32 protein-coding genes are annotated in these 24,516 nt (G+C 73.3%); 17 read left to right on the forward strand and 15 right to left on the reverse strand.

Annotated features, from left to right (window positions below; all coding sequences use genetic code 11):
• Positions 1-15 precede the first annotated feature (15 nt).
• Positions 16-603: a TetR/AcrR family transcriptional regulator gene (locus H7827_RS16495; protein ID WP_432746151.1), complete on the reverse strand. Its 588-nt coding sequence runs from the start codon at positions 601-603 to the stop codon at positions 16-18.
• Positions 604-690: 87 nt separating this feature from the next.
• Here H7827_RS16495 and H7827_RS16500 point away from each other — a divergent pair, with 87 nt between their 5' ends.
• Together H7827_RS16500 and H7827_RS16505 are read left to right on the forward strand one after the other, a co-directional pair.
• Positions 691-1,188 (forward strand): FBP domain-containing protein, encoded by a 498-nt coding sequence (locus H7827_RS16500; RefSeq protein ID WP_432746153.1) that lies wholly within the window; start codon positions 691-693, stop codon positions 1,186-1,188.
• 51 nt (positions 1,189-1,239) lie between these two features.
• On the forward strand, positions 1,240-1,536 hold the full coding sequence (locus H7827_RS16505) for a hypothetical protein (RefSeq protein WP_386532243.1): 297 nt from the start codon (positions 1,240-1,242) through the stop codon (positions 1,534-1,536).
• 57 nt (positions 1,537-1,593) lie between these two features.
• Here the strand turns inward: H7827_RS16505 and H7827_RS16510 are convergent, their stop codons facing one another.
• The 5 genes from H7827_RS16510 to H7827_RS16530 form a co-directional block, all read right to left on the reverse strand.
• The gene (locus H7827_RS16510; RefSeq protein ID WP_432746156.1) at positions 1,594-2,790 is read right to left on the reverse strand and encodes a cytochrome P450 family protein; all 1,197 of its coding nucleotides are present in this window, start codon (positions 2,788-2,790) and stop codon (positions 1,594-1,596) included.
• Between the two features lie 102 nt (positions 2,791-2,892).
• Positions 2,893-3,735 (reverse strand): SDR family NAD(P)-dependent oxidoreductase, encoded by an 843-nt coding sequence (locus H7827_RS16515; RefSeq protein WP_432746158.1) that lies wholly within the window; start codon positions 3,733-3,735, stop codon positions 2,893-2,895.
• Between the two features lie 51 nt (positions 3,736-3,786).
• Positions 3,787-4,353 (reverse strand): TetR/AcrR family transcriptional regulator, encoded by a 567-nt coding sequence (locus H7827_RS16520; RefSeq protein WP_432746160.1) that lies wholly within the window; start codon positions 4,351-4,353, stop codon positions 3,787-3,789.
• A gap of 79 nt (positions 4,354-4,432) precedes the next feature.
• Complete coding sequence (locus H7827_RS16525) at positions 4,433-5,794, reverse strand: MFS transporter (RefSeq protein WP_432746162.1); 1,362 nt, start codon at positions 5,792-5,794, stop codon at positions 4,433-4,435.
• Positions 5,791-6,303 (reverse strand): MarR family winged helix-turn-helix transcriptional regulator, encoded by a 513-nt coding sequence (locus tag H7827_RS16530; protein WP_432746164.1) that lies wholly within the window; start codon positions 6,301-6,303, stop codon positions 5,791-5,793. The genes H7827_RS16525 and H7827_RS16530 overlap by 4 nt, the downstream gene beginning before the upstream one ends.
• Positions 6,304-6,464: 161 nt before the next feature.
• On the opposite strand from H7827_RS16530, the gene H7827_RS16535 reads away from it, so the two are divergent.
• The 3 genes from H7827_RS16535 to H7827_RS16545 all read left to right on the forward strand — a co-directional run bounded on the left by H7827_RS16535 (position 6,465) and on the right by H7827_RS16545 (position 8,508).
• A complete protein-coding gene (locus H7827_RS16535) occupies positions 6,465-7,322 on the forward strand; it encodes an aldo/keto reductase (RefSeq protein WP_432746166.1) in 858 nt (285 codons plus the stop codon).
• An 18-nt stretch (positions 7,323-7,340) separates the two neighbouring features.
• Positions 7,341-8,201, forward strand: coding sequence for a fumarylacetoacetate hydrolase family protein (locus H7827_RS16540; protein ID WP_200366295.1), 861 nt, complete (start codon positions 7,341-7,343; stop codon positions 8,199-8,201).
• 109 nt (positions 8,202-8,310) lie between these two features.
• On the forward strand, positions 8,311-8,508 hold the full coding sequence (locus H7827_RS16545) for a hypothetical protein (RefSeq protein WP_364241009.1): 198 nt from the start codon (positions 8,311-8,313) through the stop codon (positions 8,506-8,508).
• Positions 8,509-8,590: 82 nt separating this feature from the next.
• Here H7827_RS16545 and H7827_RS16550 read toward each other — a convergent pair whose 3' ends face one another.
• Positions 8,591-9,391, reverse strand: coding sequence for an ABC transporter permease (locus H7827_RS16550; protein ID WP_432746169.1), 801 nt, complete (start codon positions 9,389-9,391; stop codon positions 8,591-8,593).
• Positions 9,388-10,305 (reverse strand): ATP-binding cassette domain-containing protein, encoded by a 918-nt coding sequence (locus tag H7827_RS16555; RefSeq protein ID WP_432746171.1) that lies wholly within the window; start codon positions 10,303-10,305, stop codon positions 9,388-9,390. Before H7827_RS16555 ends, H7827_RS16550 begins: the two co-directional genes overlap by 4 nt.
• A gap of 162 nt (positions 10,306-10,467) precedes the next feature.
• Here H7827_RS16555 and H7827_RS16560 point away from each other — a divergent pair, with 162 nt between their 5' ends.
• Positions 10,468-11,088, forward strand: a complete 621-nt coding sequence (locus tag H7827_RS16560) for a PadR family transcriptional regulator (protein ID WP_030735157.1) — start codon at positions 10,468-10,470, stop codon at positions 11,086-11,088.
• Between the two features lie 34 nt (positions 11,089-11,122).
• Here H7827_RS16560 and H7827_RS16565 read toward each other — a convergent pair whose 3' ends face one another.
• Complete coding sequence (locus H7827_RS16565; protein ID WP_364241220.1) at positions 11,123-11,992, reverse strand: helix-turn-helix domain-containing protein; 870 nt, start codon at positions 11,990-11,992, stop codon at positions 11,123-11,125.
• A 292-nt stretch (positions 11,993-12,284) separates the two neighbouring features.
• Between H7827_RS16565 and H7827_RS16570 the strand changes: the two genes are divergently transcribed.
• The 3 genes from H7827_RS16570 (at position 12,285) to H7827_RS16580 (ending at position 13,717) form a co-directional block, all read left to right on the forward strand.
• Positions 12,285-12,731 carry an ATP-binding protein gene (locus H7827_RS16570; protein ID WP_364241018.1) on the forward strand — a complete coding sequence of 149 codons (447 nt, stop codon included), beginning with the start codon at positions 12,285-12,287 and terminating at the stop codon, positions 12,729-12,731.
• Between the two features lie 51 nt (positions 12,732-12,782).
• Positions 12,783-13,094, forward strand: a complete 312-nt coding sequence (locus H7827_RS16575) for a hypothetical protein (RefSeq protein WP_364241021.1) — start codon at positions 12,783-12,785, stop codon at positions 13,092-13,094.
• Positions 13,095-13,171: 77 nt separating this feature from the next.
• Positions 13,172-13,717: a DinB family protein gene (locus tag H7827_RS16580; protein ID WP_432746174.1), complete on the forward strand. Its 546-nt coding sequence runs from the start codon at positions 13,172-13,174 to the stop codon at positions 13,715-13,717.
• Positions 13,718-13,732: 15 nt separating this feature from the next.
• Here H7827_RS16580 and H7827_RS16585 read toward each other — a convergent pair whose 3' ends face one another.
• The 5 genes from H7827_RS16585 to rpmG all read right to left on the reverse strand — a co-directional run bounded on the left by H7827_RS16585 (position 13,733) and on the right by rpmG (position 16,004).
• Entirely contained in the window at positions 13,733-13,948 is a 216-nt protein-coding gene (locus tag H7827_RS16585) for a DUF397 domain-containing protein (RefSeq protein ID WP_364241223.1), read from the reverse strand.
• 174 nt (positions 13,949-14,122) lie between these two features.
• Positions 14,123-14,368 (reverse strand): 30S ribosomal protein S18, encoded by a 246-nt coding sequence (rpsR, locus tag H7827_RS16590; RefSeq protein ID WP_386532214.1) that lies wholly within the window; start codon positions 14,366-14,368, stop codon positions 14,123-14,125.
• Entirely contained in the window at positions 14,365-15,579 is a 1,215-nt protein-coding gene (locus H7827_RS16595; protein ID WP_432746177.1) for a CobW family GTP-binding protein, read from the reverse strand. The genes rpsR and H7827_RS16595 overlap by 4 nt, the downstream gene beginning before the upstream one ends.
• Positions 15,576-15,824, reverse strand: coding sequence for a type B 50S ribosomal protein L31 (locus H7827_RS16600; RefSeq protein WP_030735119.1), 249 nt, complete (start codon positions 15,822-15,824; stop codon positions 15,576-15,578). Before H7827_RS16600 ends, H7827_RS16595 begins: the two co-directional genes overlap by 4 nt.
• Before the next feature lie 15 nt (positions 15,825-15,839).
• Positions 15,840-16,004 (reverse strand): 50S ribosomal protein L33, encoded by a 165-nt coding sequence (gene rpmG, locus H7827_RS16605; protein WP_030735116.1) that lies wholly within the window; start codon positions 16,002-16,004, stop codon positions 15,840-15,842.
• A 49-nt stretch (positions 16,005-16,053) separates the two neighbouring features.
• Here rpmG and rpmB point away from each other — a divergent pair, with 49 nt between their 5' ends.
• Both rpmB and rpsN read left to right on the forward strand, forming a co-directional pair.
• Entirely contained in the window at positions 16,054-16,290 is a 237-nt protein-coding gene (gene rpmB / locus H7827_RS16610) for a 50S ribosomal protein L28 (RefSeq protein WP_030735113.1), read from the forward strand.
• Positions 16,290-16,595 carry a 30S ribosomal protein S14 gene (gene rpsN / locus H7827_RS16615; protein WP_030735111.1) on the forward strand — a complete coding sequence of 102 codons (306 nt, stop codon included), beginning with the start codon at positions 16,290-16,292 and terminating at the stop codon, positions 16,593-16,595. Before rpmB ends, rpsN begins: the two co-directional genes overlap by 1 nt.
• Positions 16,596-16,611: 16 nt before the next feature.
• On the opposite strand, the gene H7827_RS16620 is transcribed toward rpsN, so the two are convergent.
• Positions 16,612-17,451 carry a hypothetical protein gene (locus tag H7827_RS16620; protein ID WP_432746180.1) on the reverse strand — a complete coding sequence of 280 codons (840 nt, stop codon included), beginning with the start codon at positions 17,449-17,451 and terminating at the stop codon, positions 16,612-16,614.
• Between the two features lie 96 nt (positions 17,452-17,547).
• Here H7827_RS16620 and H7827_RS16625 point away from each other — a divergent pair, with 96 nt between their 5' ends.
• The 6 genes from H7827_RS16625 to H7827_RS16650 all read left to right on the forward strand — a co-directional run bounded on the left by H7827_RS16625 (position 17,548) and on the right by H7827_RS16650 (position 24,434).
• A complete protein-coding gene (locus H7827_RS16625) occupies positions 17,548-18,882 on the forward strand; it encodes a hypothetical protein (protein ID WP_432746182.1) in 1,335 nt (444 codons plus the stop codon).
• Positions 18,882-19,844, forward strand: coding sequence for a hypothetical protein (locus tag H7827_RS16630; protein ID WP_432746184.1), 963 nt, complete (start codon positions 18,882-18,884; stop codon positions 19,842-19,844). Before H7827_RS16625 ends, H7827_RS16630 begins: the two co-directional genes overlap by 1 nt.
• Positions 19,844-21,556, forward strand: coding sequence for a tetratricopeptide repeat protein (locus tag H7827_RS16635; RefSeq protein WP_432746186.1), 1,713 nt, complete (start codon positions 19,844-19,846; stop codon positions 21,554-21,556). The genes H7827_RS16630 and H7827_RS16635 overlap by 1 nt, the downstream gene beginning before the upstream one ends.
• Complete coding sequence (locus H7827_RS16640) at positions 21,553-22,743, forward strand: CHAT domain-containing protein (RefSeq protein ID WP_432746188.1); 1,191 nt, start codon at positions 21,553-21,555, stop codon at positions 22,741-22,743. Before H7827_RS16635 ends, H7827_RS16640 begins: the two co-directional genes overlap by 4 nt.
• A gap of 213 nt (positions 22,744-22,956) precedes the next feature.
• Positions 22,957-23,535, forward strand: a complete 579-nt coding sequence (locus H7827_RS16645; protein WP_432746190.1) for a hypothetical protein — start codon at positions 22,957-22,959, stop codon at positions 23,533-23,535.
• Between the two features lie 38 nt (positions 23,536-23,573).
• Positions 23,574-24,434, forward strand: coding sequence for a hypothetical protein (locus H7827_RS16650; protein WP_432746192.1), 861 nt, complete (start codon positions 23,574-23,576; stop codon positions 24,432-24,434).
• The last annotated feature ends 82 nt before the right edge of the window (positions 24,435-24,516 follow it).

Raw genomic sequence — 24,516 nt, forward strand, 5'->3', positions numbered from 1 at the left:
GCGCGCGGCGGCGGCTCAGCTGTTCGCAGGGGGCGTGGGGGCGGGCCAGTTGCGCAGCAGGGCGTCGAGGGAGTCCAGGATCCGGATCCAGGTCTCCTGGGTGTCGGGGGCGCTGTGGCTGAAGCCGCCGCCCAGCTCCAGGCTGACGTAGCCGTGGAAGACGCTGCCCAGCAGCCGCACGGCGTGCGTCTGGTCCGGCTCGTCCAGCGCGTACCCGCGCAGGATCGCCCGGGTCATCCGGGCGTGCCGGCCACCGGCGCTCGCCGCGGCGGCCTGCGGATCCAGGCGCAGCTGGGCGGCGGCGTAGCGGCCGGGGTGCGCGCGGGCGTAGTCGCGGTAGACGTCGCCGAGGGCGGCGAGCGCGTCGCGCCCGGACCGTCCGGCGAGGGCGGCGTCGCCGCGCTCGGCCATCTCCTCCAGGGCCAGCAGCGCGATGCGGGTCCGCAGGTCCTGGGAGTTCTTCAGGTGGGAGTAGAGGCTGGCGACCTTGACGCCGAGGCGGCGGGCGAGCGCGGAGACGGTCACCTCGTCGAAGCCGACCTCGTCGGCCAGCTCCGCTCCGGCCCGCACCACGCGGTCCGTGGTCAGCCCCGCACGCACCATGACGTTCCTCGCTCGCTCTTGTGGACCGTTTCCCGATAGCGATTATGCATTTGCCTAACATCTTTAGGCAAATTAGCCTGGCTCTCCATGAAGGCACTGACCGAGAACGAGATCCGCGCCTCCTTCGTCAACTGCTCCAAGGGCGAGACGAAGCGGCTGTACGTCCCCCTCGACCTGGCCACCCGCCCCTGGGACGAGCTGGACTACCTCGGCTGGCGGGACCCCCGGGCGCCCGACCGCGCCTACCTGGTCGCCGACGTCGCCGGCCGTCCGCAGGCCATCGCCCTGCGCAGCACCGCCCCGTCCCCCGGCCGCAAGCGGCACAGCATGTGCTCGATCTGCCTCACCACCCGGGCGGGCGGCGTCGCCCTGATGGTCGCCCCGCGCGCCGGGCGGGCCGGCAAGCAGGGCGACTCGGTGGGCAGCTACCTCTGCGACGACCTGGACTGTTCGCTGTACGTGCGCGGCAAGAAGGACCCGGGCGACGGGGCCCGGGTGTACGAGACGCTCACCGTGGAGGAGAAGATCCGGCGGACCGTGGACAACCTGGCCGCGTTCATCGCCAAGGTCACCGCCACGCCGTAGCGCGCCCCGGCGGCGCGATCACCGTCCTCGCGGCGGGAGTAGGTTTCCCCCATGCCCCGCTACCTCGCTGTCGTTCCCGTCCGCTTCACCCGCGAGCCCACCGAGGACGCGCTGAACGACTTCAACGATGCCCTCGCCGCCTACGATCCCCGCGGCCGCAGGGGCAGGATCGTCACGCGGCGCACCGACGCCGGAGACATCACCTTCAGCATCATCGTCGAATCCGCCGACGACCAGGAGGCGAAGCGCGTCGCGGGGGAGACCGCCGCCTCCGCGCTCCTCGACACCGGCCACCGGAGCGACGCCGCCACCGTGCGGGGCGACGCGATCGAGGTCATCCCCGGGTAGCGGCGGCGCCCACCCGGGGCGGGCCACCCGCGCCCGCGCCGAGTCGGGGGGCGGCCGTCAGTCCAGGCCCCGTACGGGCAGCCGCGCGGGCGCGTGGCTGCGGAAGGTGGTCCGCCACGCGGGTTCGCCCGCGAGCCGCAGGCCGGGGAAGCGGCGCAGCAGGGTGCCGAGCGCGATCTCGATCTGGGCGCGGGCCAGCGGCGCGCCCAGGCAGTAGTGCAGGCCCTGGCCCAGCGCCAGGTGGGCCTTCTCGGCACGGTGGATGTCGAAGTGGTCCGGCCGCGGGTACCGGGCCGGGTCACGGTGCGCCGCGGCCAGGCCGAGCAGCACCGTCTCACCGCGCGGGATGACGGTACCGCCCACCTCGATGTCCTCCACCGGGAAGCGGCGGATGGCCGTCACATTGGGGTGCACGTAGCGCAGGAGTTCCTCCACGGCCTCCGGCAACAGCGCGTCGGGGGCGCCGCGCACGGCGGTCAGCTGGTCCGGGTGGGTCAGCAGGGTGTAGAGGCCGCCCGAGATGAGGTGGGTGACGTTCTCGATGCCGGCGCCCACGATGAGGAAGGCGAGCGAGACCAGTTCGCTCTCGCTGAGCTGTTCGCCCTCGTCGCGGGCGGCGATCAGGCCCGAGAGCAGGTCGTCGCCGGGTGCGGCGCGCCGGTCGGCGATCAGAGCGCGCATGAACGCGGCGATCGCGTCGACGGCCTCGCCCGCCTCCTGCGGCCTGCGGGCCGAGATGACGGTGCCGATCAGCGCGGCGAAGGACTGCCGGCCCTCGGCGGGCAGCCCGAACAGTTCGCCCATGACCGTCATCGGCAGCGGTCCCGCGTAGGCGCGGACCAGGTCCACCGGCCCGGACCGTCCCGCGAGGGCCACCGCCTGCGCGAGCTGTCCGGCCGCCTCCGCGATCCGGGGCCGCAGCGCCTCCACCCGGCGCGGGGTGAACGCCTTGGAGACCAGCCGGCGCAGCCGCAGATGGTCGGCGCCGTCCATGTTGAGGAGGTTGGCGTCCAGCTCGGGCGGGAGGGAGAAGCCCTGGTAGCCGGTGGTGGAGTGCGACTTGTCGAGTGACAGCCTCGGGTCCCCCATCCAGGCCCGCACATCGGCCTCCCGCGTGATCACCCAGGCCGCCGTGCCCTCGGGGAGGGTGACCCGCGCGACGGGGGCGTCCCGGCGCAGCCGCGCGAAGGTGCCGTGCGGGTCGGCGGCGAAGACCTCGGGGTCGAAGGGCATCGGTGCCTGAGCGAGCGTCATGTGCCCAGCGTAGGGGGCGGCCCGCGGCGCGGCCCGGCGCGCGGTGGTTCGGTGCCGGCCGGTTCGGTGCCGGGTGCGCGCCGGGCCGTCGCGTGCCCGGGATCAGCGGGCGCCGGCGGTGTACTCCGCGGCTGCCGCCGCGACATCGACGGCGAAGGTGCCCTGGGTGACCGAAGTGGCGCCGCCGTCCACGGGGATGATCGCGCCGGTCACGAACTGGGCCAGGTCGCTGGCCAGGAACGCGGCGACGCGGGCGATGTCGTCCCCGGTGCCGACCCGGCCCAGGGGCTGGCTGCCGCCGAGCCGGTCGGCGAGGAACCCGGTGAACGCCTCGGCCTCCTCCATCGGTACCCCGAAGGACCGGGCCATGATCGGCGTCATGATGATGCCCGGCGCGATCGCGTTGGAGCGGATGCCGAGCGGGGCGAGTTCGGCGACGGCCTGGTGGACGACGCCGACCACCGCGTGCTTGGCGATCGTGTAGCCGGCGGCGCTCCAGCCGCCCTGGAGCGCGGCGGCGCTCGCGGTGCTGATGATCGAGCCGGGGCCGCCCTGTGCCTGGAACTGGCGGGCGGCGTACTTGTGGCCCAGCACTACGGACCGGGTGAGCAGGTCGATGGTGCGGGAGAAGCCCTCGGCGCCGATCTCGGTCAGCGGCGAGGGGTCGCCCTGCGCGCCGGCGTTGTTGAACATGACGTCGAGCCGGCCGAAGTGCTCGGCGGTGCGGCGCACGACGTTCTCGATGGCGGTCTCGTCGGTGACGTCGGTGTGGACGTACAGGGCCCGCTCGCCCAGCCGCGCGGCGAGCGCCTCGCCCGCCTCGTCCTGGATGTCGGCGATGGTGACGCGGGCCCCGTCGGCGATGAACCGCTCGGCGGTCGCCTCTCCGATCCCGCTGCTGCCGCCGGTGACGATGGCGACCTTGTTCTCCAGAAGTCCTGACATGGTGGTACCGGCTTTCCTGCGATGTGAGGCGATGCGTTGGGTGGTGGGGGGTCAGCGGGCCCCGGCGAGAGCGCCCGACGCGAAGGCGTCGAGATGGGCGTCGAATAACGGCTCGGGGTCCTGGCCGGTGCGGGCCATTCCCTCCAACGCGAGCCGGGTGGCGGAGGCCACGGCCGCCGCGGCCGTTCGGGTGCTGATGGCGTCGGGCGCGCTGCCGAGCCGGGGGGCGAGCGCCTCGGCCAGCGTGGTCTCACCGTGGTGGACGGCGCGCAGGAAGACGGACCACATGCCGGGATCGGCGAAGACCAGCGGGAACAGGGCCCGGGTGCGGGCGGCGTGCGGACCGCCGAGCATGACGCGGAAGCCGTCCCGCAGCACGCCGGTCAGCGGCCCCGGCGGGGCGGTGCGCACGTGCGTGTTGAAGGTGTCCGTCGTCCAGTCGAAGACCGGCTGGACGGTGTCGGCCTTGGTGGGGAAGTAGCGGTGGAACGAGCGCGCGGAGATGCCGATGGCCGCGGTCAGCTCGGCGACGGTGAGGGAGGTGGTGCCGCGGCTGATGTACAGCTCGCAGCACCTCTCGGACGCCCTCATCGTGGCGTCGTCCCTGACGCTTCCCATGGCTCGCACCCTACGCCCGGGTGGCAGAATCTGCCAGGGGGATCGGATGTGAGCCACGGGACGCCTGGCGGGCCCCGCCTCAGCCGGCGCGGTCCGCCTCCCCGGCGGCAGCGGCCGGTGCTGCGGGGCCGGATGCCGGTGCGGGCGCCGGTCCCGGTACGGCGGCGGGGCCGGTCTCCGGCTCCGGATCGGGCAGGGTGTACGTGCGCAGCGGCCGGTTCGCCAGCGCCACCACGCAGACCCCGGCCGCACCCGCCAGACCGCCCGTCACCAGCGCGACCGGTGCCGAGGTGAGCGAGGCGACCAGCCCGCCCCGGAAGTTGCCGACCTCGGGTCCCGCCATGCCGATGACGTGCTCCACGGAGGACACCCGCCCCCGGTACGCGTCCGGCGTCTCCAGCTGGACCAGCGCCCCCCGCGTCACCACCGAGATGGTGTCCGCGCCGCCCGCCACCGCCAGGCAGCCCAGCGCCAGCCACAGCGGCCCCGCCAGCCCGAACCCGGCCAGCGCCAGCCCCCACACCAGCGCGGCGGTCAACTGCACCGCCCCCGCCCGCCGCAGCCGGGTGACCGTGCCGGAGAACAGTCCCGCCGTGATCCCGCCGACCGCCACCGCCGACAGGAACAGGCCGAGGGTGCGCGGATCCCCGTCGAACCTGATCTCGTTGATCAGCGGGAAGAGGGAGATGGGCATGGCCAGCAGCGTCGCGGACAGGTCCGTGGCGAAGGCGCCCCACAGGGTGGGCCGGCGCAGGATGTAGAGCCAGCCGCCGCGTTCGGGCCGGCGCAGCCGGCCGGTTCCGCCGCCGTTCCCCGCGCCGGCCGCCGTCGGGCTCAGTGGCGGCATCGGTGGCAGCCGGAACAGGACGGCCAGGGAGACCAGGACGGCGCACGCCTGGAGCCCGTACGCCGCCGGGAAGTGCCACTGCGCCAGCACGAGTCCGGCCAGCGCGGGCCCGGCCAGCATCGATACCTGGAACGCCATGCCCTGCAGGGCCAGCCCCGCGGCCAGCTGGTCGGACGGCAGCAGCCGCACCGGGAACGTACGCCGGGCGGGCGCCCCCAGCGCGTTCGCCCCGCTGCTCGCCCCCACCAGCGCGAGCAGCAGCAGGACCGAACGGTTCCCGGCCGCCGCCTGCCCCACCAGCGCCAGCGCGGCCAGCAACTGGACGGCGGTGGTGGCCCGTACCAGGGAGCGCCGGTCCATCGCGTCGGCGAGCGCACCCCCGGCCACGCCCAGCACGATGGCGGGCCCGGCGGCGGCCAGGCCGATGGCCCCCGTCCACAGCGGACTGCCCGTCAGCTCCCACACCTGCGCCAGCACGGCCACCGTGGCGATCTGCTGGCCGAGCGAGCCCAGCGAGGCGCCGATCCACAGCGCGCGGAAGGGCGGACTGGTGCGCAGCGGCCGCAGGTCCAGGAACCGTGTCCGGCGGCTCACGAGGGTTCTTCGAGGCGGTCGAGGATCCGGTCCTTCATCGACCGGCGTTCCAGCGCCGCGGCCAGCGCGACGGCGGCGGCGCTCAGCGGGTACGGCAGCTCCTCGTCCAGCTCGGCGACCACCGCGTGGGTGGCCCGCCACTCCGCCTCCAGGAAGGGCACCAGCGCGCGGCCGCGCTCGGTGAGCGTGATCTTGCGGGTGCGGGCGTCCTCCTCGCCGGGCGCGGAGTCGATCAGGCCCTCGCGGCGCATGGCGGTCAGGGTCTGGCTGAGGGCGGAGTGCGAGCGGTCCAGGGAGTCGGCCAGCTCCCGGATGGTGAGCGGTCCGGTGTGCGCGAGGCGGATCAGCGGATAGGCGAACCGGGGCCGTACGCCGTGGATGCCGCGCAGCGCGTACACCTCGCCGATCTCGTCGTCCATGGCGCGGAAGAGCTGGTGCAGCGGCACCCAGCGGTCCGGCTCGGAGGTGGGGTCGCCACCGGCCGGTTCAGAAGGCCCGGGAGATGTCATAGCGCTAATATAACAGCGCTTGTGGAATCTGACCCCGGGTCGGAACCCACCGTCCGCCCCGGGCCGCGCCCGTTGTCGGGGCTGTCGCCGCCGGGGCCCCGGGGCGGGGGCCGTTAGGATCCAGCGGGAATGGACGGGTATGGAAGGGCAGGTGCACAGCCATGAAGTACCGCATGATCGGAGCCGCGCAGGTCAGCGAGATCGGCCTCGGGGCGATGCCGATGTCGATCGAGGGACGGCCGCAGGACGAGAGCCGTTCGATCGCCACCATCAAGGCCGCGCTGGACGCGGGCATCACCCTCATCGACACCGCCGACGCGTACAGCCTCGGCGACGCCGACGACGCGGGGCACAACGAGTCACTGATCGCCCGGGCGCTCGCCGGGGACCCGCGCAGGGACGACGTGCTGATCGCCACCAAGGGCGGCCACACCCGGCCCGGCGACGGCAGCTGGGGGCTGAACGGCTCCCCGCAGTACCTGCGTTCGGCCTGCGAGGCATCGCTGCGCCGGCTGGGGGTGGAGGCCATCGGCCTCTACCAGTTCCACCGGCCCGACCCGGCCGTGCCCTACGCCGAGTCGGTCGGCACGCTGGCCGAACTGCTGGACGAGGGCAAGATCCGGATGGTCGGCGTCTCCAACGCCGACCCGGAACAGATCGAGCAGGCCAACGCGATCCTGGGCGGACGGCTGGTGTCCGTCCAGAACCAGTACTCGCCGGCCTTCCGCTCCAGCGAGGCGGAGCTCGAACTGTGCACGGAGCTGGGCATCGCGTTCCTGCCGTGGAGCCCGCTGGGCGGCATCGCGCAGGCGGGCGACCTGGGTTCGCGCTTCGCACCGTTCGCCCAGGTGGCGCGGGATCGCGGGGTGAGTCCGCAACGGGTGTGCCTGGCCTGGATGCTGGCGAAGTCCCCGATGGTCGTCCCGATCCCCGGCGCCAGCCGCCCGGAGACGATCACGGACTCGGCCGCCGCCCCGGAGCTGACGCTGACGGCGGAAGAGCTGGCAACACTCGACTGAGCAGGAACAGGTGACACGATGCGACTGATGCGCATAGGCGAACCGGGCCGCGAACGCCCGGTACTGGCGGCGGCCGACGGCTCGCGCCACTACGATCTGCGGGGCGTCACGCAGGACATCGACGCCGCCTTCCTGGCGGCGGTGACGGAGAACCCGGGGATCGTCCCGGCCGTGGACACCCTGCCGGAGACCAGCATCGAGGGGGAACGGATCGGCGCCCCGGTCACCCGCCCCTCGGCGGTGCTGTGCATCGGGCAGAACTACGCGGCACACGCCGCCGAGTCGGGGTCCGCGCCGCCGAAGTGGCCGATCCTCTTCTACAAGTCGCCGAACACCGTGGTCGGACCGAACGACGCGGTGCACATCCCGCGCGGGGCCTCGACCACCGACTGGGAGGTCGAACTGGCCGTTGTCATCGGCCGGCGCGCCCGCTACCTCGACAGCCCGCAGGACGCGTTCGCGCACATCGCCGGATACACGATCGCCAACGACGTCTCCGAGCGCACGTACCAGAAGGACGAGTCGGGCGGGCAGTGGTCCAAGGGCAAGAGCTGTGAGACCTTCAACCCGCTGGGCCCGGTGCTGGTGACGGTGGACGAGGTGCCGGACCCGCAGAACCTCACGCTGCGTTCCTGGGTCAACGGCGAGCCGCGGCAGGACTCCACCACCGCCGACATGATCTTCAGCGTGGCGCACCTGGTCCACCACCTGTCCCAGTACCTGGTGCTGGAACCCGGCGACGTGATCAACACCGGAACGCCGCAGGGTGTCGCGATGTCGGGCAACTTCCCCTACCTGGCCGCCGGTGACGTGATGGAGCTGGAGATCACCGGTCTCGGCCGCCAGCGCTCGCCGCTGCGGGCCGCTCCGTCATCGTGATGGCCGTCACCCGTCCGAGTGAGGAATCGGGGGCGGCCGTCCGATTTGGCGGCCCTTGACATGATTCACGGGGGGAAGCCCAAGGTGACACCTGGTTAGGTTGGGCGCCATGGCTTCCCCCCACGTGATCAAAGTCCGCTTCGACGGCGGCCCCCGTCACGGCCGGACGATCGATCTCGTCATCACCGGCCATGTCCCCCTGATGCTCTCCGGCCGCCCCGACAGCAACGGCCTGTACGAACTGCGCTGCACGGAGGGCCGGGGCACCCGCTACGCCTGGATCGACGACGTCCCGGTCCGCAAGTAGCGCGCCGCACGCGGGCACCGCCCGGGAGGACGGCCGGTGCCCCCGGCCGGCTCCCGGCGGGCGCGCGGTGGCGGACCGGTGCTCAGCGGCCCAGGGACCGGAAGCGGCGCAGCGCCAGGGGAACGGCCAGGCCCAGCAGCACGAGGGGCCACACCACCGCGAGCGCGACGGGGTGTTCGGCCGCCCAGGAGGCGCTGCTCCAGGTGGGGTTGCCGAACAGTTCGCGCACCGCGCCCGCCGTGGCCGACATCGGGTTCCACTCGGCGACCGCCCCCAGCCATCCCGGCATGGTGTCCGGTGAGGTGAACGCGCTCGACAGGAACCCCACCGGCCACACCAGGATCTGTACGGCCTGCACCATCTCCGGGCGCCCCGCGACCAGGCCCAGCCAGATGCCGACCCACAGCATCGCGAAGCGCAATAGGAGCAGCAGCCCCACGGCCGCCAGCGCCGCCGCCGCGCCGCCGTGCCAGCGCCAGCCGATGGCGAGCCCGGCGCCGATCATGACCAGCAGCGCGGCGGCCGAGCTGAGCATGTCGAGCAGACTGCGCCCGATCAGGAACGAGGACGGGGCGATCGGCATCGAACGGAACCGGTCGAGCACCCCCTTGTTGATGTCCTGGGTGAGCGCCACCATCGTGCTTTCCAGGCCGAAGGCCATGGTCAGCGCCAGCATCCCCGGGATCAGGAACTCCTTGTAGTCCCCGCCGCCGGCCACCTCCATCCCGCCGCCGATGAAGTACGCGAACATCACCAGCAGCATCACCGGGAAGATCAGCTGCGCGGCGAACTGGCCCGGCTGCCGCGCCCAGTGGGCCAGGCCCCGGCGGGTCATCGTGACCGAGTCCGTCCACAGGCGCGGTCCGGTGTACGCGGTGGTCATGCCGTCTCCGTTCCGGTCAGGGTGAGGAAGACCTCGTCGAGGGTGGGGCGGCGCAGGGCGATGTCCTGGGCCTCGACGCCGGCCGCCGCCAGCGCCGTCACGGTGGCGGTCAGGGCGGTCATCCGGTCCGGCGCCGGGCGGCTGACCAGCCGGCGGTCCGCGTCCACGACGGTTCCGCCGACGGCCGCCGCCGCGGCGTCCAGCCGGTCCCGTTCGCGCACCACGATGTCGATCCGGTCGGCGCCGGCCCGCGCCTTGAGCTCGTCGGCGGTGCCCTCCGCGATGCGCCGGCCCCGGTCGATGACGGAGATCCGGTCGGCGAGCTGGTCGGCCTCCTCCAGGTACTGGGTGGTGAGCAGGACGGTCGTGCCGCCGCCGGTCAGCCGGCGCACCGCCTGCCACACCTCGGCCCGCCCGCGCGGGTCGAGCCCGGTGGTGGGTTCGTCGAGGAAGAACACCGGCGGGTGGACGAGGAGGGAGGCGGCGAGGTCCAGGCGGCGGCGCATGCCGCCGCTGTAGGTGGCGACGGGGCGGTGGCCGGTGTCGGCGAGCGAGAAAACCGCGAGCAGCGCGTCGGCCCGCCGTGCGGCGGCCGTCCCGCCCAGGTGGTGGAGGCGGCCGAACAGCTCCAGGTTCTGCCGTCCGCTCAGCCCTTCGTCCAGGGCGGCGTGCTGCCCGACCAGGCCGATGCGGTGGCGCACCGCGTCCGGGGCGCGGGCGACGTCGTGGCCGGCCACTTCCGCCAGCCCGGAGGTGGGGCGCAGCAGGGTGGTGAGGATGCGGACGGCGGTGGTCTTGCCCGCTCCGTTGGGGCCGAGTACGGCGTGCACGGTGCCTTCGTCGGCGGTGAGGTCCAGCCCGTCGAGGGCGTTCCGGTTTCCGTAGGTCCTGGTGAGTTCGCGGACTCTGATCATCTGGCGCACTGCGTGCCCTCACTCCTCTCGCTATTCAAACTTGATGAGCGAGGGCCGAGGGTAGAGGGCGCGGGGCGACTAGTCAAACTTGAAGAGTGAGCCCGATGAGAGACTGTCCGCACAGACACACCCCAGACGATCCGCGCAAGGGGAGGGCGAGTGATGTCGGTCATCCGGCTGCTGGTGCTGGGTTCGGTGCGCCAGCACGGGCGCACCCACGGGTACCAGGTCCTCAACGACCTGGAGTTCTGGGGCGCCCACGAGTGGTCCAACGCCAAGCCGGGCTCGATCTACCACGCGCTGAAGGCCATGGCCAAACAGGGACTGCTGCTCGCCCACGAGGCCGCCCCCAGCCCGGCCGGCGGCCCGCCCCGTACCGAGTACGAGATCACCGACGCCGGCGAGGACGTGTTCTTCGACCTGCTCCGGCACGCGCTGCGCGCCCACGACGAGCGGATCGACGTGCTGACGGCGGGCGTCGGCTTCATCGTCGATCTGCCGCGCGCCGAGGCCGTCGGCCTGCTGCGGGAACGGGTCGCGGCACTGGAGGGCTGGCGCGCCGAGGTGCGCAAGCACTGGAGCCCGCCCGAGGACACCCCGGAACAGTGGGGGCACATCGGCGAGATCATGCGGCTGTGGGTGCACGAGTCGTCCAGCGACGAGGCGTGGACGCGCGGCCTGATCGACCGCATCGAGGCGGGCGCGTACGTCTTCGCGGACGAGGGCGAACGGCAGATGGACGTACTGCCGCCCGGCGTACCGAATCCGTACGCGAAGAACTGAACCGGGGTCCGGCGCGGTGCCGGGCCGCTCGGACTCAGAGAAGCTTCCGCACGACGCGGTTCAGCAGCTCCCGCGACTCCGCCGGCGGCTGCGCCGCGTCGGAGAGCCGGTCCAGGACCGCCTGGTAGGAGGCGACGTCCTCGCGCTTGTCGAGATAGAGCGCGCCCGTCAGCTGCTCGACGTAGGCCACGTCCGACAACTCCCGCTCGGCGAAGCGCAGCACGGTGAACGCCCCGCTCTCCGCGACATGCCCGCCGTACGCGAAGGGGACGATCTGGAGCGTGACGTGGGGCAGCTCGGAGAACTCCAGCAGCAGTTTGATCTGGTCCGCCATGACCTGCCGGCCGCCGTACCCCCGGTGCAGCGCTGCCTCGTCCAGCACACAGTGCAGTTGCGGTGCCTGCTCGCCGAACAGCAGTTTCTGGCGCTGCATGCGCAGTTCGATCCGGCGCTCGATCTCGGTGCGCGGCAGTCCGCCCCGGTGGCCGCTGATGATCACGGCCTCGGCGTACGCCTCGGTCTGGAGCAGGCCGTGCACGAACTGCACCTCGTAGGCGGCGATCCGGGCGGCCGCCGCCTCCAGGCCGACATAGGTCTGGAACCAGCCCGGCAGCACGTCGTTGTAGCTGTGCCACCAGCCGGCGTGGCCGGAGGAACGCGCGAGGCCGAGCAGCGATTCGCGCTCGGCCTCGTCCACCACCCCGTACAGCGTGAGCAGGTCCGCCACGTCCCGCTGCTTGAAGCTGACCCGCCCCAACTCCATCCGGCTGATCTTGGATTCGGAGGCGCGGATCGAGTAGCCGGCCGCCTCACGGGTCACCCCGCGCGATTCGCGCAGCCGGCGCAGCTGTGATCCCAGCAGGATCCGGCGGACCATCGAGCCGCTGTCATCTCGCTCGGCCATGGCCATGCTGGCACTGCCCCCTGTGTTCCGCTGCTGCGGCTGTCGCTGCCGGTGGGTGGTGGTCGGTGCGGTCATTCGGTCAGCCCTCCACTTCGGACTGTGCGAAGTCTGCCATCTCCAGGCTTCATTCGGTGGTGGCTTGATTACAGTCAATCGATTTTTGAACTTGCACGTGCATCTGCCCTTGCATTCGGCCGGGGCGTTGGGAAGCATGAGGATCTACGCGCTGGGAGTCGGTGCGTCTGCAGGAGCCTGCCCGGACCACCGCCGCCGTGATCGCCAGGAGTGCCGCATGGGGAACGAGAGAACGCCCGTGCTCGATGTGTTAGGGCCGTCGTTCCCCGCCTTCGACAGCCGCACCGTGGCCGGTACGGCGACCCTCGATCTCCCCGACCGGCCGGAATCGGTCCGCAGCGCACGGGATTTCACCCGCAGCACGCTGCGCTTCTGGCGGCTGAGCGAGCGGTTCGACTCCGTCTCCCTGGTGGTGTCGGAACTGGTCACCAACGCGCTGCGGTACGGGGACCCCGCGATCGAGCTGGAACTGGTGCGCGGCAGCCGTCGGCTGGTGTGCGCGGTGCGTGACGCCAGTGCCACCGCGCCCTGCCGCACGGAGGCGGACCCGGGCGCGGAATCGGGACGCGGGCTGCACCTGGTGGAGTGCTTCAGCGACGGCTGGGGCTGGCGCCATCAGACCGGGAGCGGCGGCAAAGTCGTCTGGGCGGTCTTCCGCATCTGAACTCCCCCGTACCATGGGCGCGTTACGGACGGCCGTGTCGGGGGGACGATCATGCGGCGCCAGGCAAAGGGATCCATACGCGCGACCACATCGGGGGCGGTGCTGCTCACCCTGCTCACCGCCCTGGCGGTGGGCGGCTGCGGGAGCGGCGGCGACAAGGAGTGCGAGACCGGGGAGGTCGGCACCGTCGCGCACCCCGGACGCTCATCGGGGGGTTCGGGTGGCGGACGCGGCGGTGGCCGCACCCGGCCCGGCGGCATCGCGACCACGGGCGGCGGCAGTAGCAGCGGTGGTTCGGGCGGTGACGACTGCCCGCGCCCCTCGCCCACGCCGACGCCCACCGCACCCGCGTTCCGGCCCTGACGGCCCGCGACCTCACCCCGCCCCGCCGGGGCGATATTCACTGTCCGGACGGGCAGCCGCTGTGCCAGGGTCGGCGGATGCACGCATCCCGCACCGCGCTGCTGCGGTGGCAGTTCGAGATGACCTGGTCGCTGTTCGAGTACCACCTGGAGCGCCTGGAGCCCGGCGACTTCCTGTGGGAGCCGGCGGGCCCCGAGCACTGCTGGACGGTACGGCCCGACGCCGAGGGCCGCTGGCTCCCGGACTGGGCGGACATCGAGCCCGACCCCGTCCCGGTGCCCACGATCGGCTGGGTCAGCTGGCACATCGACTGGTGGTGGAGCGTCACCCTCGACCATGCGCGAGGGCGCACGCCCAGGGACCGCACCGAGGTCCACTGGGCGGGCGACGGTCCCGCCGCCATCGCCCGGCTCCGCGAGCTGCGGACGCGATGGCTGGCCCTGCTGGAGGACCTGTCCGACACCGACCTGGACGCCACCGCCCCCTTCCCTTGGCAGGACGACCCGGCCCACACGGTCGGCCACATGCTGAGCTGGGCGAACGCCGAACTGATGAAGAACGTCGCGGAGATCGGTCAGCTCCGTATGCTGCGCGCCGCCTCCGTCGCCTCCGCCCCCCGGTAGGCCGGGCGCCGCCCGTCAGCGCACCAGGTGGTCGAACTCGCCGTCCTTCACGCCCAGCAGGAGGGCGGCGACCTCCGCACGTGTGTAGACCAGCGCCGGGCCGTCGGGGAAGCGGGAGTTGCGCATCGCCACCTCACCACTGGGGAGCTGGGCGAACTCGGCGCAGGTGCCCTGGGAGTTGCTGTGGCTGCTCTTGAGCCACCGCACATCTTCCAGTTGCTGCGCGGCCATGCCGTTGTAAACGTCGGGCACTGGGGCTCTCCCGGGGGTCGTGCTACATGTGCAAAGTCTCAACTCCCGTACAGCATAACGTCGTTCATGTGCAGGTGCACGTGAGGATGCACGTGCACAACGGGCAGTCGTCGCCCCATCACCCCTGGTCAGAGCCCATCCCCGACGACCGGCTCAGCGGGAGGCGTACGGCAGCAGCGCCATCTCCCTCGCGTTCTTGATCGCCCGCGCCAGCGCCCGCTGCTGCCGCACCGTGACCCGGGTGACCCGGCGGCTGCGGATCTTTCCCCGGTCCGAGACGAACTTCCGCAGCAACTCGGTGTCCTTGTAGTCGATGTACGTGATCCCCGCCGCGTCCAGCGGGTTGGGGCGGGGTTTCGCCGACTGCCTGCGGTCCTTGGACGTACGGCGCTGGTTCATCGTTCCGGCACTCCCGAGGTGGTGGGGTCGAGCAGTTCGTCGAAGGAGGACGGCCGCAGGCCGGCCCAGGCGGTGCGCCCGGCCGCGTACTCGGCGTCCGTCAGCAGGCAGGAGTCCAGCAGTTCCGTCAGCCCGCCGCTGTCGAGACCGGGCGAGGTGAACACCAGATGCTGGACGCGGTCCCCGCACACCGGGTCCCAGTCCAGCGCGGCGGCGGCGCGGCGCACCGGCGGCACCAGGTCCCAGGCGGCGTCCGGGAGCGAGGCCAGCCACGGTCCGGCGGGCTCCACGCACAGTGCCCCGCCCGCCGCGTCCCAGGCGAGCAGCACATCGGGCCGGTCGGCCAGCCAGAACCGCCCCCGGCTGCGGGCGGCGGCGCAGGTCAGATCCTCCAGCGCCGCGTACAGCCGGTCGGGGTGGAAGGGCCGCCGCTGCCGCCACACCAGCGTGGTGACCCCCGACGCGTCGGCGGCCTGCGGCAGCAGCGCGGACGCCGGGTGCAGCCGGTCGGCCGCCGCCGCCGGGTCGAACCCGGCCATCGCCAGCGCCGCGAAGTGCGGCTCGGTGACCTCCACCCGCCGGGCGGTGGGGTGCAGTTGGGCGAGCAGCGCGTGGTCGGCGTCGTCCGCCTCCTCGCTCTCCGCGCCCGGCGCGAGGGCGAGCAGCGTCGCGTACTCCAGTTGTCGCGCCCAGGTGTCGCCCACCGTGCGCTGATCGGTCGCGGCGGCGGCCAGCCCGTGTTCGGCCAGGTCGTCGCCGCACCCGAGGAAGGGCAGGCCCAGCGCCGGGTCCACGGCGGTGACCACTCCGGCCACGCGCAGGGCGTCCGGGTCCGCGTGCTCGGTGATCACCTCGGCCATGGACTTGGGCTCCACCGAGTCCCACAGTTCGACGACCGCCAGGGCGCAGTCGCCGCCGGCCGCCAGCCGGGCAAGCTCGGGGACCAGGTCCTCGCGCAGCGCGCAGCAGGCGCAGTCGTTGACCAGCGGTGCCTCGCCGCTGCCGATGACGCCGAGCGGCGCGTTGCGGATGGTCCGGGTGACGGTGCCCCGGGCGGCGCCGTCGGTCAGGTCGTGGTGCAGCGCGACCGAGCCGGGCACGGTGCGCAGCAGCGCGTCGACGGCGGCGCGGCGGGCGTCGGCGTGCAGCCCGGCGACGATGACGACGGGCAGGCCCGCCGCCGGCTGTGGGCCGTGGTCGGCGCCGGTCATCGCTGCCGCCCGTAGCGGCGCTCGAACCGTTCCACCCGTCCCGCCGTGTCCACGACGCGTGCGTTGCCCGTGTAGAAGGGGTGGCTGGCGGAGGAGATCTCCACGTCGATGACGGGGTAGGTGGCGCCGTCCTCCCACTCCACCGTCTTGTCGCTGGTGGCGGTCGAGCGGGTGAGGAAGGCGAAGCCGGCGGCGCGGTCACGGAAGACGACGGGCCGGTACGGGGGGTGGATGCCTGGCTTCATGGTCGTGGGTGCTCCTCAGCGCTCTTCGCGGAACTCGACGTGGCGGCGCGCGACCGGGTCGTACTTGCGCAGGACGAGGCGGTCGGGGTCGTTGCGGCGGTTCTTGCGGGTGACGTACGTGTAGCCGGTGCCGGCCGTGGACTTCAGCTTGATGACCGGGCGGATGTCGTTCCTGGGCATGCCAGCTACTATACAGAAACGGTAACCATTTTCATTAAGGAGTTCTTCCTTGTCCGCGCACTGCCAGCTGACGGGCCGCGCGCCCCGCTTCGGCAAGACCATCTCGCACTCCCACGTGCGCACCCCGCGCCGCTTCGACCCCAACATCCAGCGCAAGCGCTACTGGCTCCCCAGCGAGGGCCGCTTCGTCCGGCTCACCCTCAGCACCAAGGGCATCAAGGCCGTCGACACCCTCGGCATCGAGGCCGCCGTCGCCCGCATCCGCGCCCGGGGAGGAAAGGTCTGATGGCCAAGAAGAGCAAGATCGCGCAGAACGAACGGCGCAAGGCCGTCGTCGCCCGCTACGCCGCCCGCCGCGCCGAACTCAAGGAGCTGATCCGCTCCCCGCGCACCGGCGACGCCGAACGCGCCGCCGCCCAGCGCGAACTACGCGCCCAGCCGCGCGACGCCAGCGCCACCCGGATCCGCAACCGCGACAGCACCGACGGCCGCCCCCGCGGCCACCTGCGGGCCTTCGGACTCTCCCGCATCTCACTGCGGCAGCAGGCGCACGCCGGGTATCTGCCCGGCGTGCGCAAGTCCAGCTGGTAACGGGGCGGGGTGCGCCTCAGTCGGTGTGCAGACTGAACGCCAGCACCACCTCGTCCTCCGCGCCCGGCAGATAGTGCACCCTCACCATCCGCCCCACCTGCACCTTCGGCACCGCGTCCGCCGGCAGGAAGCGCCGCACCGTGGCCGGGAAGGTGGAGCCGTCGCCGGGGTTGGTCACCACCAGCTCCAGCGCCAGCTCCGCCATCCCGTCCCGCACCGCGCCCGTCACCTCCAGCGCCCGCACCACCGCCTGCGCCGCCACCCCGCGCGCCGCGATGTCCAGACGGCGCTCGGTCGTCAGCCCGCGCTTGACCATCGCGCGGTTGATCGCGGACTGCGCCTCGGCGGTGTCCCCGGAGAAGTCGATCTCCACCCGCACCACTTCCCCCGGACGGTGACCGGGCAGATAACGCACCGGCAGCATCGCCCCCGGCCGCACCAGCTGAGTGCCGTCCATCGGCCCGAGCGCGACCTTCGCGTACGCCTCGAACGTCTCGTCCCGCGCCCCCAGCACGCTCAGCGCGACCCGCAGCACCGGACGGCCGTTGATCTCCACCCCGGCCGGCCGCGCCGACAGCACCGTGCCGACCCCCAACAGCCCCTCCTTGCGCATCCTCGCGCTGTTGCCGCCCGCGCCGTACGCGCCGAGCAGCCGGCGGGCGAACGCGCCGGCGCTCAGACTCGACAGCACGATGCCGCCCACGATCGGCAGCGCCATGTGCGGCCCGACCCACGCACTCGGGTACAGGTCCGTGTCGGCCTGACCGGTGAACCCGTACCAGAGGTAGTAGCCGATCGCGCCCAGCGCCGCCAGGGCGAGCAGAACCCGGACCAGTACGGAGACTTTGCTGACCATGACGCGCACTCCTTCATCGACGTGATGCCGTGACGGTAGGAAACGAATCCGCGCTACCGATCCCAGGTTTGCGGGCCGCGCCTTAGGCTGGCGGACGTGGCGCACCTACCGGACATACAGGCGGGGGCACGGCCGCGCGCGGCCGTGATCCACGAGGCGTGGCAGCGGCTGGAAGGCGTCGCCCCGCTCAGCGGCGCGCACGGCGGCCCGCTCAGCCGTACCGTCAAACTGATCCTGGATCCGCTGGTCATCCGCCCGTTCCAGCACCCGCAGTGCGCCGGGAGCGTGGTCGGCGCGGACGGCGCCGTCCTGCTGGCCTCCCTCCTCTACGCGGCCGGGGACGTCCTGAGCGAGACGGCGCGCTGGTACGAACTGCTCAAGCGGGTACGGCGCGAGCTGCGGATCACGGACGGGCATCCGCAGGACCGCTACTTCCAGCGCTGCTTCGAACTGGCCACCACCGGAGAACCCCGCGACCGGGCCACGGCGGAGCACATCCTGCGCGCACTCCACGGGACGGCGGACGGCCGCACCACGCGCGACCTGCGGGAGCACCTGGCCGACCCCGCGCGGGCGGCCCGGCTGGCGGAACTGATCGACACCACCTGGACGCGCCGCGAGCGGACGGCCGACCCGGACCCGGCCAGGACCGCCGCGCTGATCACCGCCGTGCTCGACGGCGCGGGCGCGGACGTCGCCGCACCCCTCGCCGAACTGACCGCCCGCCGGGCCGGGTCGGCCACGGGCACCTCGCTGACCGACCCCGACCGCGTCCCCCCGGCCCGCCGGCTGGGCCTCACCGAGCGGCCGGCACCCGACCGGCCCCGGCTCACGGCGAGCACCATGACCTTCGGCGCACCCCTGGACCGCACCGTCCACGAACGGGTCTTCACCACCCTGCGGGCCGCCGCCGACCGCTCCGCGCTGCCGCCGCTGCCCGCCCTGGTGACCGAGGAGATCACCCGGGGCTGCGCGCCGTGGGGGCTGACCGACGAGACGCTGCGCGTGACGGCCGCCGTCGGCGAACGCCTCGCCCTCGGACTGCGCCCGCTGGGCGCCGCCCCCGGCGACACCGCGGCATCGCGGGCCCTCAACGCCCGCTGGCGGCGTGAGGCGTACGTCCTGCGGGCCCGCCGCATGCTGATCCGGCCCGACGCGCCCGCCGCGGGACCGGACGATCCGCTGCACCGGATCGCGCGTGAACTGCGCCTCCCCTGGCAGGGCTACCTGCGCCGGCTGTGGGCCCGGCTGCACGGCCGGGACGTACGGCAGGCGCCCGTCGAGGCGTCGCAGGAGCTGTGGGATCTGCTGGACGGGGTGGCCCGCTCGGTGATCCTCGACCACCGCACCCGGGTACGCCGCGCCCTGACCGTACGGATGACGCGGCCGGACACGGCGACCGAGACGGACACGGAAACGGTGAACGCCTGATGGCCGGTGCGGACAGCGCGGTCCTGGAGGTGGCGGGCGGGCATCTCACCTGGACCGTGTGGGACATCGCGGCCGACCCGGTCGCGGTGCTGGACGACCTGCCGGCGGCGCAGGACTGGCTGTGGGCCCTGTACGGCGAGGCGGCGGCGCTGCGCGCGGCGGCCGGGGAACCGCTCGGCCCGGCCGTCCCCGCGCTGCCCGGGCTCGCCCGCGCGGCACGGCGGCTGGCGTACGCGCACTGGGCGGCCCGCTGGTGGCCGGCCTCCGTCATCGACGGCATCCCGCCGCTGGACGACCGGCTGCTGGCGGCGGAGATCGCCGAACTGGAGCGGGAGTGCGAACTGCTGACCGGCGGCGAGGAGTACGAGGAATACCGAGAGCACGGAGAGCACGGTGCGTCCGAGGAGTACGGGGACGGCGGGGCGGCCACCTCACCGGCGGGCACCCCGCCCCGTACGGACTACGCCCTGGCGGCCGGGCCCGGCGCGCCCGGAAACGTCCGCGTCCTGGCGCGCGGCACGGCCGGCACCGACTGGCGACGGGTCCCACCCGGCCTGCTCGACGCCTCGGAACAGGCCCTGAGCTGGGAGATCGTACGCTCCGCGACACGGCGCACGGAGGTCGCGCTGAGCGTCGTGGCCGGTGCGGGACTGACCGACCGGGTGCCGGTGCCCGCCCATCTGCTGCCCCGCGCCACCGTCGCGGCGGCCGACGGGAGCACCGCCGAAGTGCCACTGCGCCTGACCGACGACAGCTGGACGGGCACCGCCGAACTCCCCGGCGCGGGACCGCTGGCCTTCACCGTCCACCTGCCCGCCTTCCCCGATCCGCCGACCCCCGACGACGCCGCGCAGCGCGCCCTGCGCGAACGCGTCCGCGCGCTGGCCCGCGCCCGCCTCGCCGGAGCCCCCTCGGACATCGCCCCGCTGCGCGCCGAACGCGCCGCCGAGCAGGAGTTCTGATGACCGATCCCTTCGCGGTCTCCGTCACGGTCGCCGAACTGGCCGACGCGGGCATCGAGGAGTTCCGGCGGGGCGCGCCGCAGGCCGCGCACGACCTGTTCGAGCGGGCCGCCCGCGCGGCCGAACCCCACCCCGAACTGGCCGGCCAGCACCTCCAGATCCTCGTCAACCTCGCCACCACGGCCGCCCGCCTGGGCGACCACCCGGCGGCCATCGCCACCCTCCGGCGCACGCTGGACGCCCCCGGCGCCGACCCGGCGCTGCGCCCGGCGATCCTGCTCAACCTCTCCCAATCCCTGCTGGAAACCGGGGCGTACGACGAGGCGGAGGCGGTGCTGGCCGAGTGCCATGCCCTGGCGACGGCGGCGCTCCCGCACCCCGGCGCCCGGGGCCCGGACGCGGAGACCGGGCCCGCCGCCACGGTGACAGCGGAGACGGCGCCGCTCCCCGGGCCCGGCGACCAAGAGATCCCGGCGGGCGACACCCTTGCCGACGCCGCCGGTTCGCCGCAGTGGCCCGGCCCCGCCGCCACGGCCCCCGGCCCGTACGGCATTCCGGGCACCGGCCCCGCCGCCCCCGATCCCGACGACCCCCCGTCCGACGCCGCCGAACTGCTGATGGCCTGCCTCGTCGCCCTCAGCACGGTCGCCATCCAGCGCGAGGACTGGCCACGGGCCGAACAGCTCACCGCCGAGGCGCTGGAGGTGGTGACCCGGATCAGGCCGGACCTGGTCGGGCGCCCCCTGATGAACGTCGCCGCCCTCGCGCTCGCCACCGGACGGTACGAACCCGCCGAGGACTTCGCCGAAGCGGCACTCGCCGCCTGCGAGGCCGGCCGCGAACCGGCGGGCGCCGCCTCCGTACGCCTCATGCTCGCCCAGCTGTACACCGCGACCGGCCGCGCGGAGCAGGCCGAACCCCTGCTGCACGCCGCACTCGCCCACACCGGGCCGGCCGGGCTGACGGTGGAGAGTGCCGTCGGCTGGGAACAGCTCGGCCTGCTCGCCGCCCTGCGCGGCGAACTCGACGAGGCCCAGGCGCTGTACGGCCGCGCCCAGACCCTCCTGCGGCAGGCCGGCGCCACCCCCACCGAGGCCGCACTGGCGGTACGCCGCGCCGAGGTCGCCCACCTCGCCGGGCGGCCGGCCGAGGCCGAGGAACTGCTCACCCACGCCGCCGACACGTTCGCCGCGCTCGGCCTCGGGCTGCGCCGCGCGCAGACCCACCTCGCCCACGCCGCCCTCCTCGAACAGGGCGGCGACCCGGGGCAGCTGGCCCGCGCCCTGGACCTGGCCGTCCCGGCGGCGCTGGCCATCGACGCCGTACGGTACGGGCTGGCCGCCGGACGGCAGCGCGACCGCTGGCGGCGCAACGTCGCCGAACCCGCACTCCAGCTCGTCTTCCGGCTGGCCGCACGCGCCGGTGAGGCGCTGCTCGTCGCGCACCTGATCGAGGTGCAGTGCGCCACCACGCCGATCCTGCGCGAGGACGCCGTCCCGCGCCCGGACGGCCCCGGGCCGCTCGGCTCCTACCTGGACGAACCGCCCCCGCACGCCCATGCCTTCGCCGTGGCACCGCCGCCCCGGCTGCTGCTCACCCCGGACGGGGCCGGCGAGGGGGACGGCGAGGTCGCGCTGGCCGATCGGATCGCGCTCGCCGAACAGCGGTACGGCCTCCCGGTGCGCGACACGCGAACGGTTCCGAGCTGGTGACCCGCTACACGGTGCAGGTGCGCTTCGCGGACGCCGGGGACCTGTACGTCTCCTGGCGCTGGACCCACGCCCTGTCCGAGGTGGGCGTCACCGTCATCCCGCAGGACCAGGTCAGCGCCGCCATGACAGCGCTCGCCGCCGCCCGCCCGGGGGACCCGGCCGGCGGGTTCACGGCGTACGACACGGAACGCGCGCTCGCCGAGCAACTCGCCCGCACCCTCGTCCCGTACGGCCTCGCCTTCCAGCTCCACCAGCTGTACCGGCAGGGCATCCGGCCGCTGCTGCGCGTCCAGCCCTCCCCGCGCATCGCCCAGGTGCCCTGGGAACTCCTGGCCCTCGACTCCGCTCCCGAGATCCGGCTGCTGGAGGTGGCGGACGTCAGCGTGCTGGCGCCGGCCAGCGTCGTGCACGCCCCCGGGCGTACCCCCCGCTCGTGGGCGGCGACCCGCACGCTGCCGGTGGTCGCCGTACTGGACCCCCGGGTGCCGGGGTACGGCACCGGCTCCCGGCTCGGCTCCGTCCTTGGGCCGGTGCCGGCCGACGCGCCGCTCGCCCGGCAGCTGGCCGGTTACGCGTCCGCCGGCCGGCTGGTGCCCGCCCCGCCGGGCGGGCTGTTCCGCCGTACCGACACCGACCGCGCCTGGCTGTCCGCCGCCCTCACCGCGGGCGCCGGCCGGCTGCTGTACGCGGGCCACGTGACGGCCGCCGACCCCGGCTCCGGACAGAGCGAGGACGCCCGGCTCCACCTCGCCTGCACGGACGCGCACCCCGGCCACGCCCCGGCGCTGCGCGGCCACCGCCCGCTGTCCGCCAAGGACCTGCTGCTGGGCGCCGACCGCTGGCCAATGCCCGGCAGAGTGGCGCTGATCGCCTGCGAGAGCGGCGGGGACCTGCGGTTCGGCGACGCGCTCGGCCTGGCGGCGGCGATGATCAGCGGCGGCGCCGAACTGGTGACCTCCACCCGCTGGTCGCTGCCCACCGACCACGCCTTCGCGCTCGCCGGCGCCGACCCTGCGGCGTACCCCCTGCGGGAGGCGATCCGCGCGATCGACGCCGCGCACGAGAGCGAGGATCCCGTGCGGGCGCTGGCCGGCTGGCAGCGCGAACGGCTCGCGGCATGGCGGGAACGGCGTACGGTCGAGCATTCCCCGGTGCTGTGGGGCGCGTTCGCGACCCTCACCGCGTGACGGCCCCCCCGGCCGCGGCTCTGGTGGTCCATGCCGCAGGTGCCGGCGTCCGCTCCGCCCGATGGCGGCCGGAGCTCGCACCTGCGATGCCCCGATAGTTCCGGCTGAGAAGGGGAGGGCGGGTTGTCTGCGGGGCGGGTCTTCTGTCACGACTTCGCACCTGGATTCGCCCAGATCTCCCGCCGGGTTCCGGCCATCGCTAGGGTGGCGCGCGTGACGAGCAGGATGCGTGAAAAGCGAATCAGGCGCGCGGGCCTGGCAGCCGGCCTGGCCCTCACCCTGGCCACGGTCGCCGGCTGCTCATCCGACGGCGGCGACAACGACGAACCCATCAACACGGGCGACGAGTCGTCCGCTTCCCCGGACGCGGAGGGCGGGGAAGCGGAGGACGAGGCGGCTCTGGTGGCGCTGTACGAGGCGTACTGGGACGCGGTGACCGCGACCGAGAACGGCGCCGAGTTGGATGCCCGTCTCTTCGACGGCATCACGACCAGCAGCGTGATGGAGCAGGAACTGAGCAGAATCGGAACATGGAAGGACGTGGGCGGTAGCCGTGAGGGGGCACCAGTGATCGAGAACATCACGGTCACGGTGGACGGTGACACGGCGCGCATCGAAGCCTGCAAGAACGAGGCCCACTGGCGTCTCATCCAGGACGGTGAGGAGTTGGAGGACAGCTTGCCCGAGAGTCTCACTGTGCCCCATCCCAACGTGGTCACTGCCGAGCGCACGTCCGGAAACTGGCTGATCAACGCGTCGTTGACGACGGATGAGGCGACCATCTCATGCTGATGGCCGTGCGCGGGGGAACCGCGGCAGGAATCAGACTGATGCTTGCGGTCGCGCTGATGGCGGGCGCCCTGATGTTCGTCGGCGCACGCCCGGCGTTCGCCGATCCAGAATGTGGAACGGTCGAGTCGGGGGACGGCAAGTTCGTCTACCAGTGCTCCGAGAACGTGCCGGGTGATGACGGCTCGGGTGGCAGCGATGGGGACGGGGGCGGCGGCAGCACGAAGCCGGCTTGCGATTTGGCTGGCGTGAAGGAAAGCGCTCCCGGCGCCGACGAGTGGTACTGCCAGGGTCAGGACGCCTGCTGGGTGAACAACCCAACCGCCCGGTACCCGGATCCGAAGGACTGGCCGGAGGAGCCGCCGTCCGAGGGGGCCGTCTACGTCTACAAGAGCTGCACCGCCCCTGATGGGACCAAGACCTTCGACGACTACACCTGGTACACCGGGCCCGAGGACGAAGGTCCGTCGATCGAGGAACTGGCGCTCCAGGCGTTCGGCGCGCTGGAGACTCCGGGCTTCTCGCTCGCCCACAGCCCGCCTCGCAACTCCATCATCTACATCGACACCTGGTGGTGGGCGGACGGTCCGTCCAACGGTGAGATCTCCAGTGGCGCAGCCCTCGGCGTCGTCGCCGTCGGGACTCCCTCGCACATCGAGGTGGATCCCGGTGACGGCAGTGGCGTGATGACCTGTGACTTCGTCACGTCCGAGAGCGACGCCTGCTCGTACACCTACGACCGGGCCGGCGACTACACGTCGCGGGGCCGGCTGGTCTACGACGTGCATTTCGAGCAGAACGGCTCCCCGCTCGACATCGCCGGCCTGCCGGACTCCCTGGAGAGCGGCTGGCAGGAGAGCGCCATCACCGTGGCCGAGTCCCAGGCGGTCGTGGTTCCCTGACCGACCCGCAGCGCGTAGCACGACAGAGGTGACCCGCCGGGCTCCGGCGGGTCACCTTCTGCGTGCATAGCGGGCATATGTG

The sequence above is a fragment of the Streptomyces sp. JH002 genome (genome assembly GCF_050916115.1).
GTDB lineage: Bacteria > Actinomycetota > Actinomycetes > Streptomycetales > Streptomycetaceae > Streptomyces > Streptomyces xiamenensis.

Coding starts and splice junctions, on each gene's coding strand:
- H7827_RS16630 (WP_432746184.1), top strand. CDS start 18,882: ATGGCCGGTGCGGACAGCGCGGTCCTGGAGGTGGCGGGCGGGCATCTC.
- H7827_RS16635 (WP_432746186.1), top strand. CDS start 19,844: ATGACCGATCCCTTCGCGGTCTCCGTCACGGTCGCCGAACTGGCCGAC.
- rpsN (WP_030735111.1), top strand. CDS start 16,290: ATGGCCAAGAAGAGCAAGATCGCGCAGAACGAACGGCGCAAGGCCGTC.
- H7827_RS16650 (WP_432746192.1), top strand. CDS start 23,574: ATGCTTGCGGTCGCGCTGATGGCGGGCGCCCTGATGTTCGTCGGCGCA.
- H7827_RS16520 (WP_432746160.1), bottom strand. CDS start 4,353: ATGGGAAGCGTCAGGGACGACGCCACGATGAGGGCGTCCGAGAGGTGC.
- H7827_RS16540 (WP_200366295.1), top strand. CDS start 7,341: ATGCGACTGATGCGCATAGGCGAACCGGGCCGCGAACGCCCGGTACTG.
- H7827_RS16565 (WP_364241220.1), bottom strand. CDS start 11,992: ATGGCCGAGCGAGATGACAGCGGCTCGATGGTCCGCCGGATCCTGCTG.
- H7827_RS16545 (WP_364241009.1), top strand. CDS start 8,311: ATGGCTTCCCCCCACGTGATCAAAGTCCGCTTCGACGGCGGCCCCCGT.
- H7827_RS16500 (WP_432746153.1), top strand. CDS start 691: ATGAAGGCACTGACCGAGAACGAGATCCGCGCCTCCTTCGTCAACTGC.
- rpsR (WP_386532214.1), bottom strand. CDS start 14,368: ATGAACCAGCGCCGTACGTCCAAGGACCGCAGGCAGTCGGCGAAACCC.
- H7827_RS16550 (WP_432746169.1), bottom strand. CDS start 9,391: ATGACCACCGCGTACACCGGACCGCGCCTGTGGACGGACTCGGTCACG.
- H7827_RS16595 (WP_432746177.1), bottom strand. CDS start 15,579: ATGACCGGCGCCGACCACGGCCCACAGCCGGCGGCGGGCCTGCCCGTC.
- H7827_RS16575 (WP_364241021.1), top strand. CDS start 12,783: ATGCGGCGCCAGGCAAAGGGATCCATACGCGCGACCACATCGGGGGCG.
- H7827_RS16535 (WP_432746166.1), top strand. CDS start 6,465: ATGAAGTACCGCATGATCGGAGCCGCGCAGGTCAGCGAGATCGGCCTC.
- rpmG (WP_030735116.1), bottom strand. CDS start 16,004: ATGCCCAGGAACGACATCCGCCCGGTCATCAAGCTGAAGTCCACGGCC.
- H7827_RS16495 (WP_432746151.1), bottom strand. CDS start 603: ATGGTGCGTGCGGGGCTGACCACGGACCGCGTGGTGCGGGCCGGAGCG.
- H7827_RS16600 (WP_030735119.1), bottom strand. CDS start 15,824: ATGAAGCCAGGCATCCACCCCCCGTACCGGCCCGTCGTCTTCCGTGAC.
- H7827_RS16560 (WP_030735157.1), top strand. CDS start 10,468: ATGTCGGTCATCCGGCTGCTGGTGCTGGGTTCGGTGCGCCAGCACGGG.
- H7827_RS16505 (WP_386532243.1), top strand. CDS start 1,240: ATGCCCCGCTACCTCGCTGTCGTTCCCGTCCGCTTCACCCGCGAGCCC.
- H7827_RS16570 (WP_364241018.1), top strand. CDS start 12,285: ATGGGGAACGAGAGAACGCCCGTGCTCGATGTGTTAGGGCCGTCGTTC.
- H7827_RS16510 (WP_432746156.1), bottom strand. CDS start 2,790: ATGACGCTCGCTCAGGCACCGATGCCCTTCGACCCCGAGGTCTTCGCC.
- H7827_RS16585 (WP_364241223.1), bottom strand. CDS start 13,948: ATGGCCGCGCAGCAACTGGAAGATGTGCGGTGGCTCAAGAGCAGCCAC.
- H7827_RS16515 (WP_432746158.1), bottom strand. CDS start 3,735: ATGTCAGGACTTCTGGAGAACAAGGTCGCCATCGTCACCGGCGGCAGC.
- H7827_RS16530 (WP_432746164.1), bottom strand. CDS start 6,303: ATGACATCTCCCGGGCCTTCTGAACCGGCCGGTGGCGACCCCACCTCC.
- H7827_RS16620 (WP_432746180.1), bottom strand. CDS start 17,451: ATGGTCAGCAAAGTCTCCGTACTGGTCCGGGTTCTGCTCGCCCTGGCG.
- H7827_RS16580 (WP_432746174.1), top strand. CDS start 13,172: ATGCACGCATCCCGCACCGCGCTGCTGCGGTGGCAGTTCGAGATGACC.
- H7827_RS16555 (WP_432746171.1), bottom strand. CDS start 10,305: ATGATCAGAGTCCGCGAACTCACCAGGACCTACGGAAACCGGAACGCC.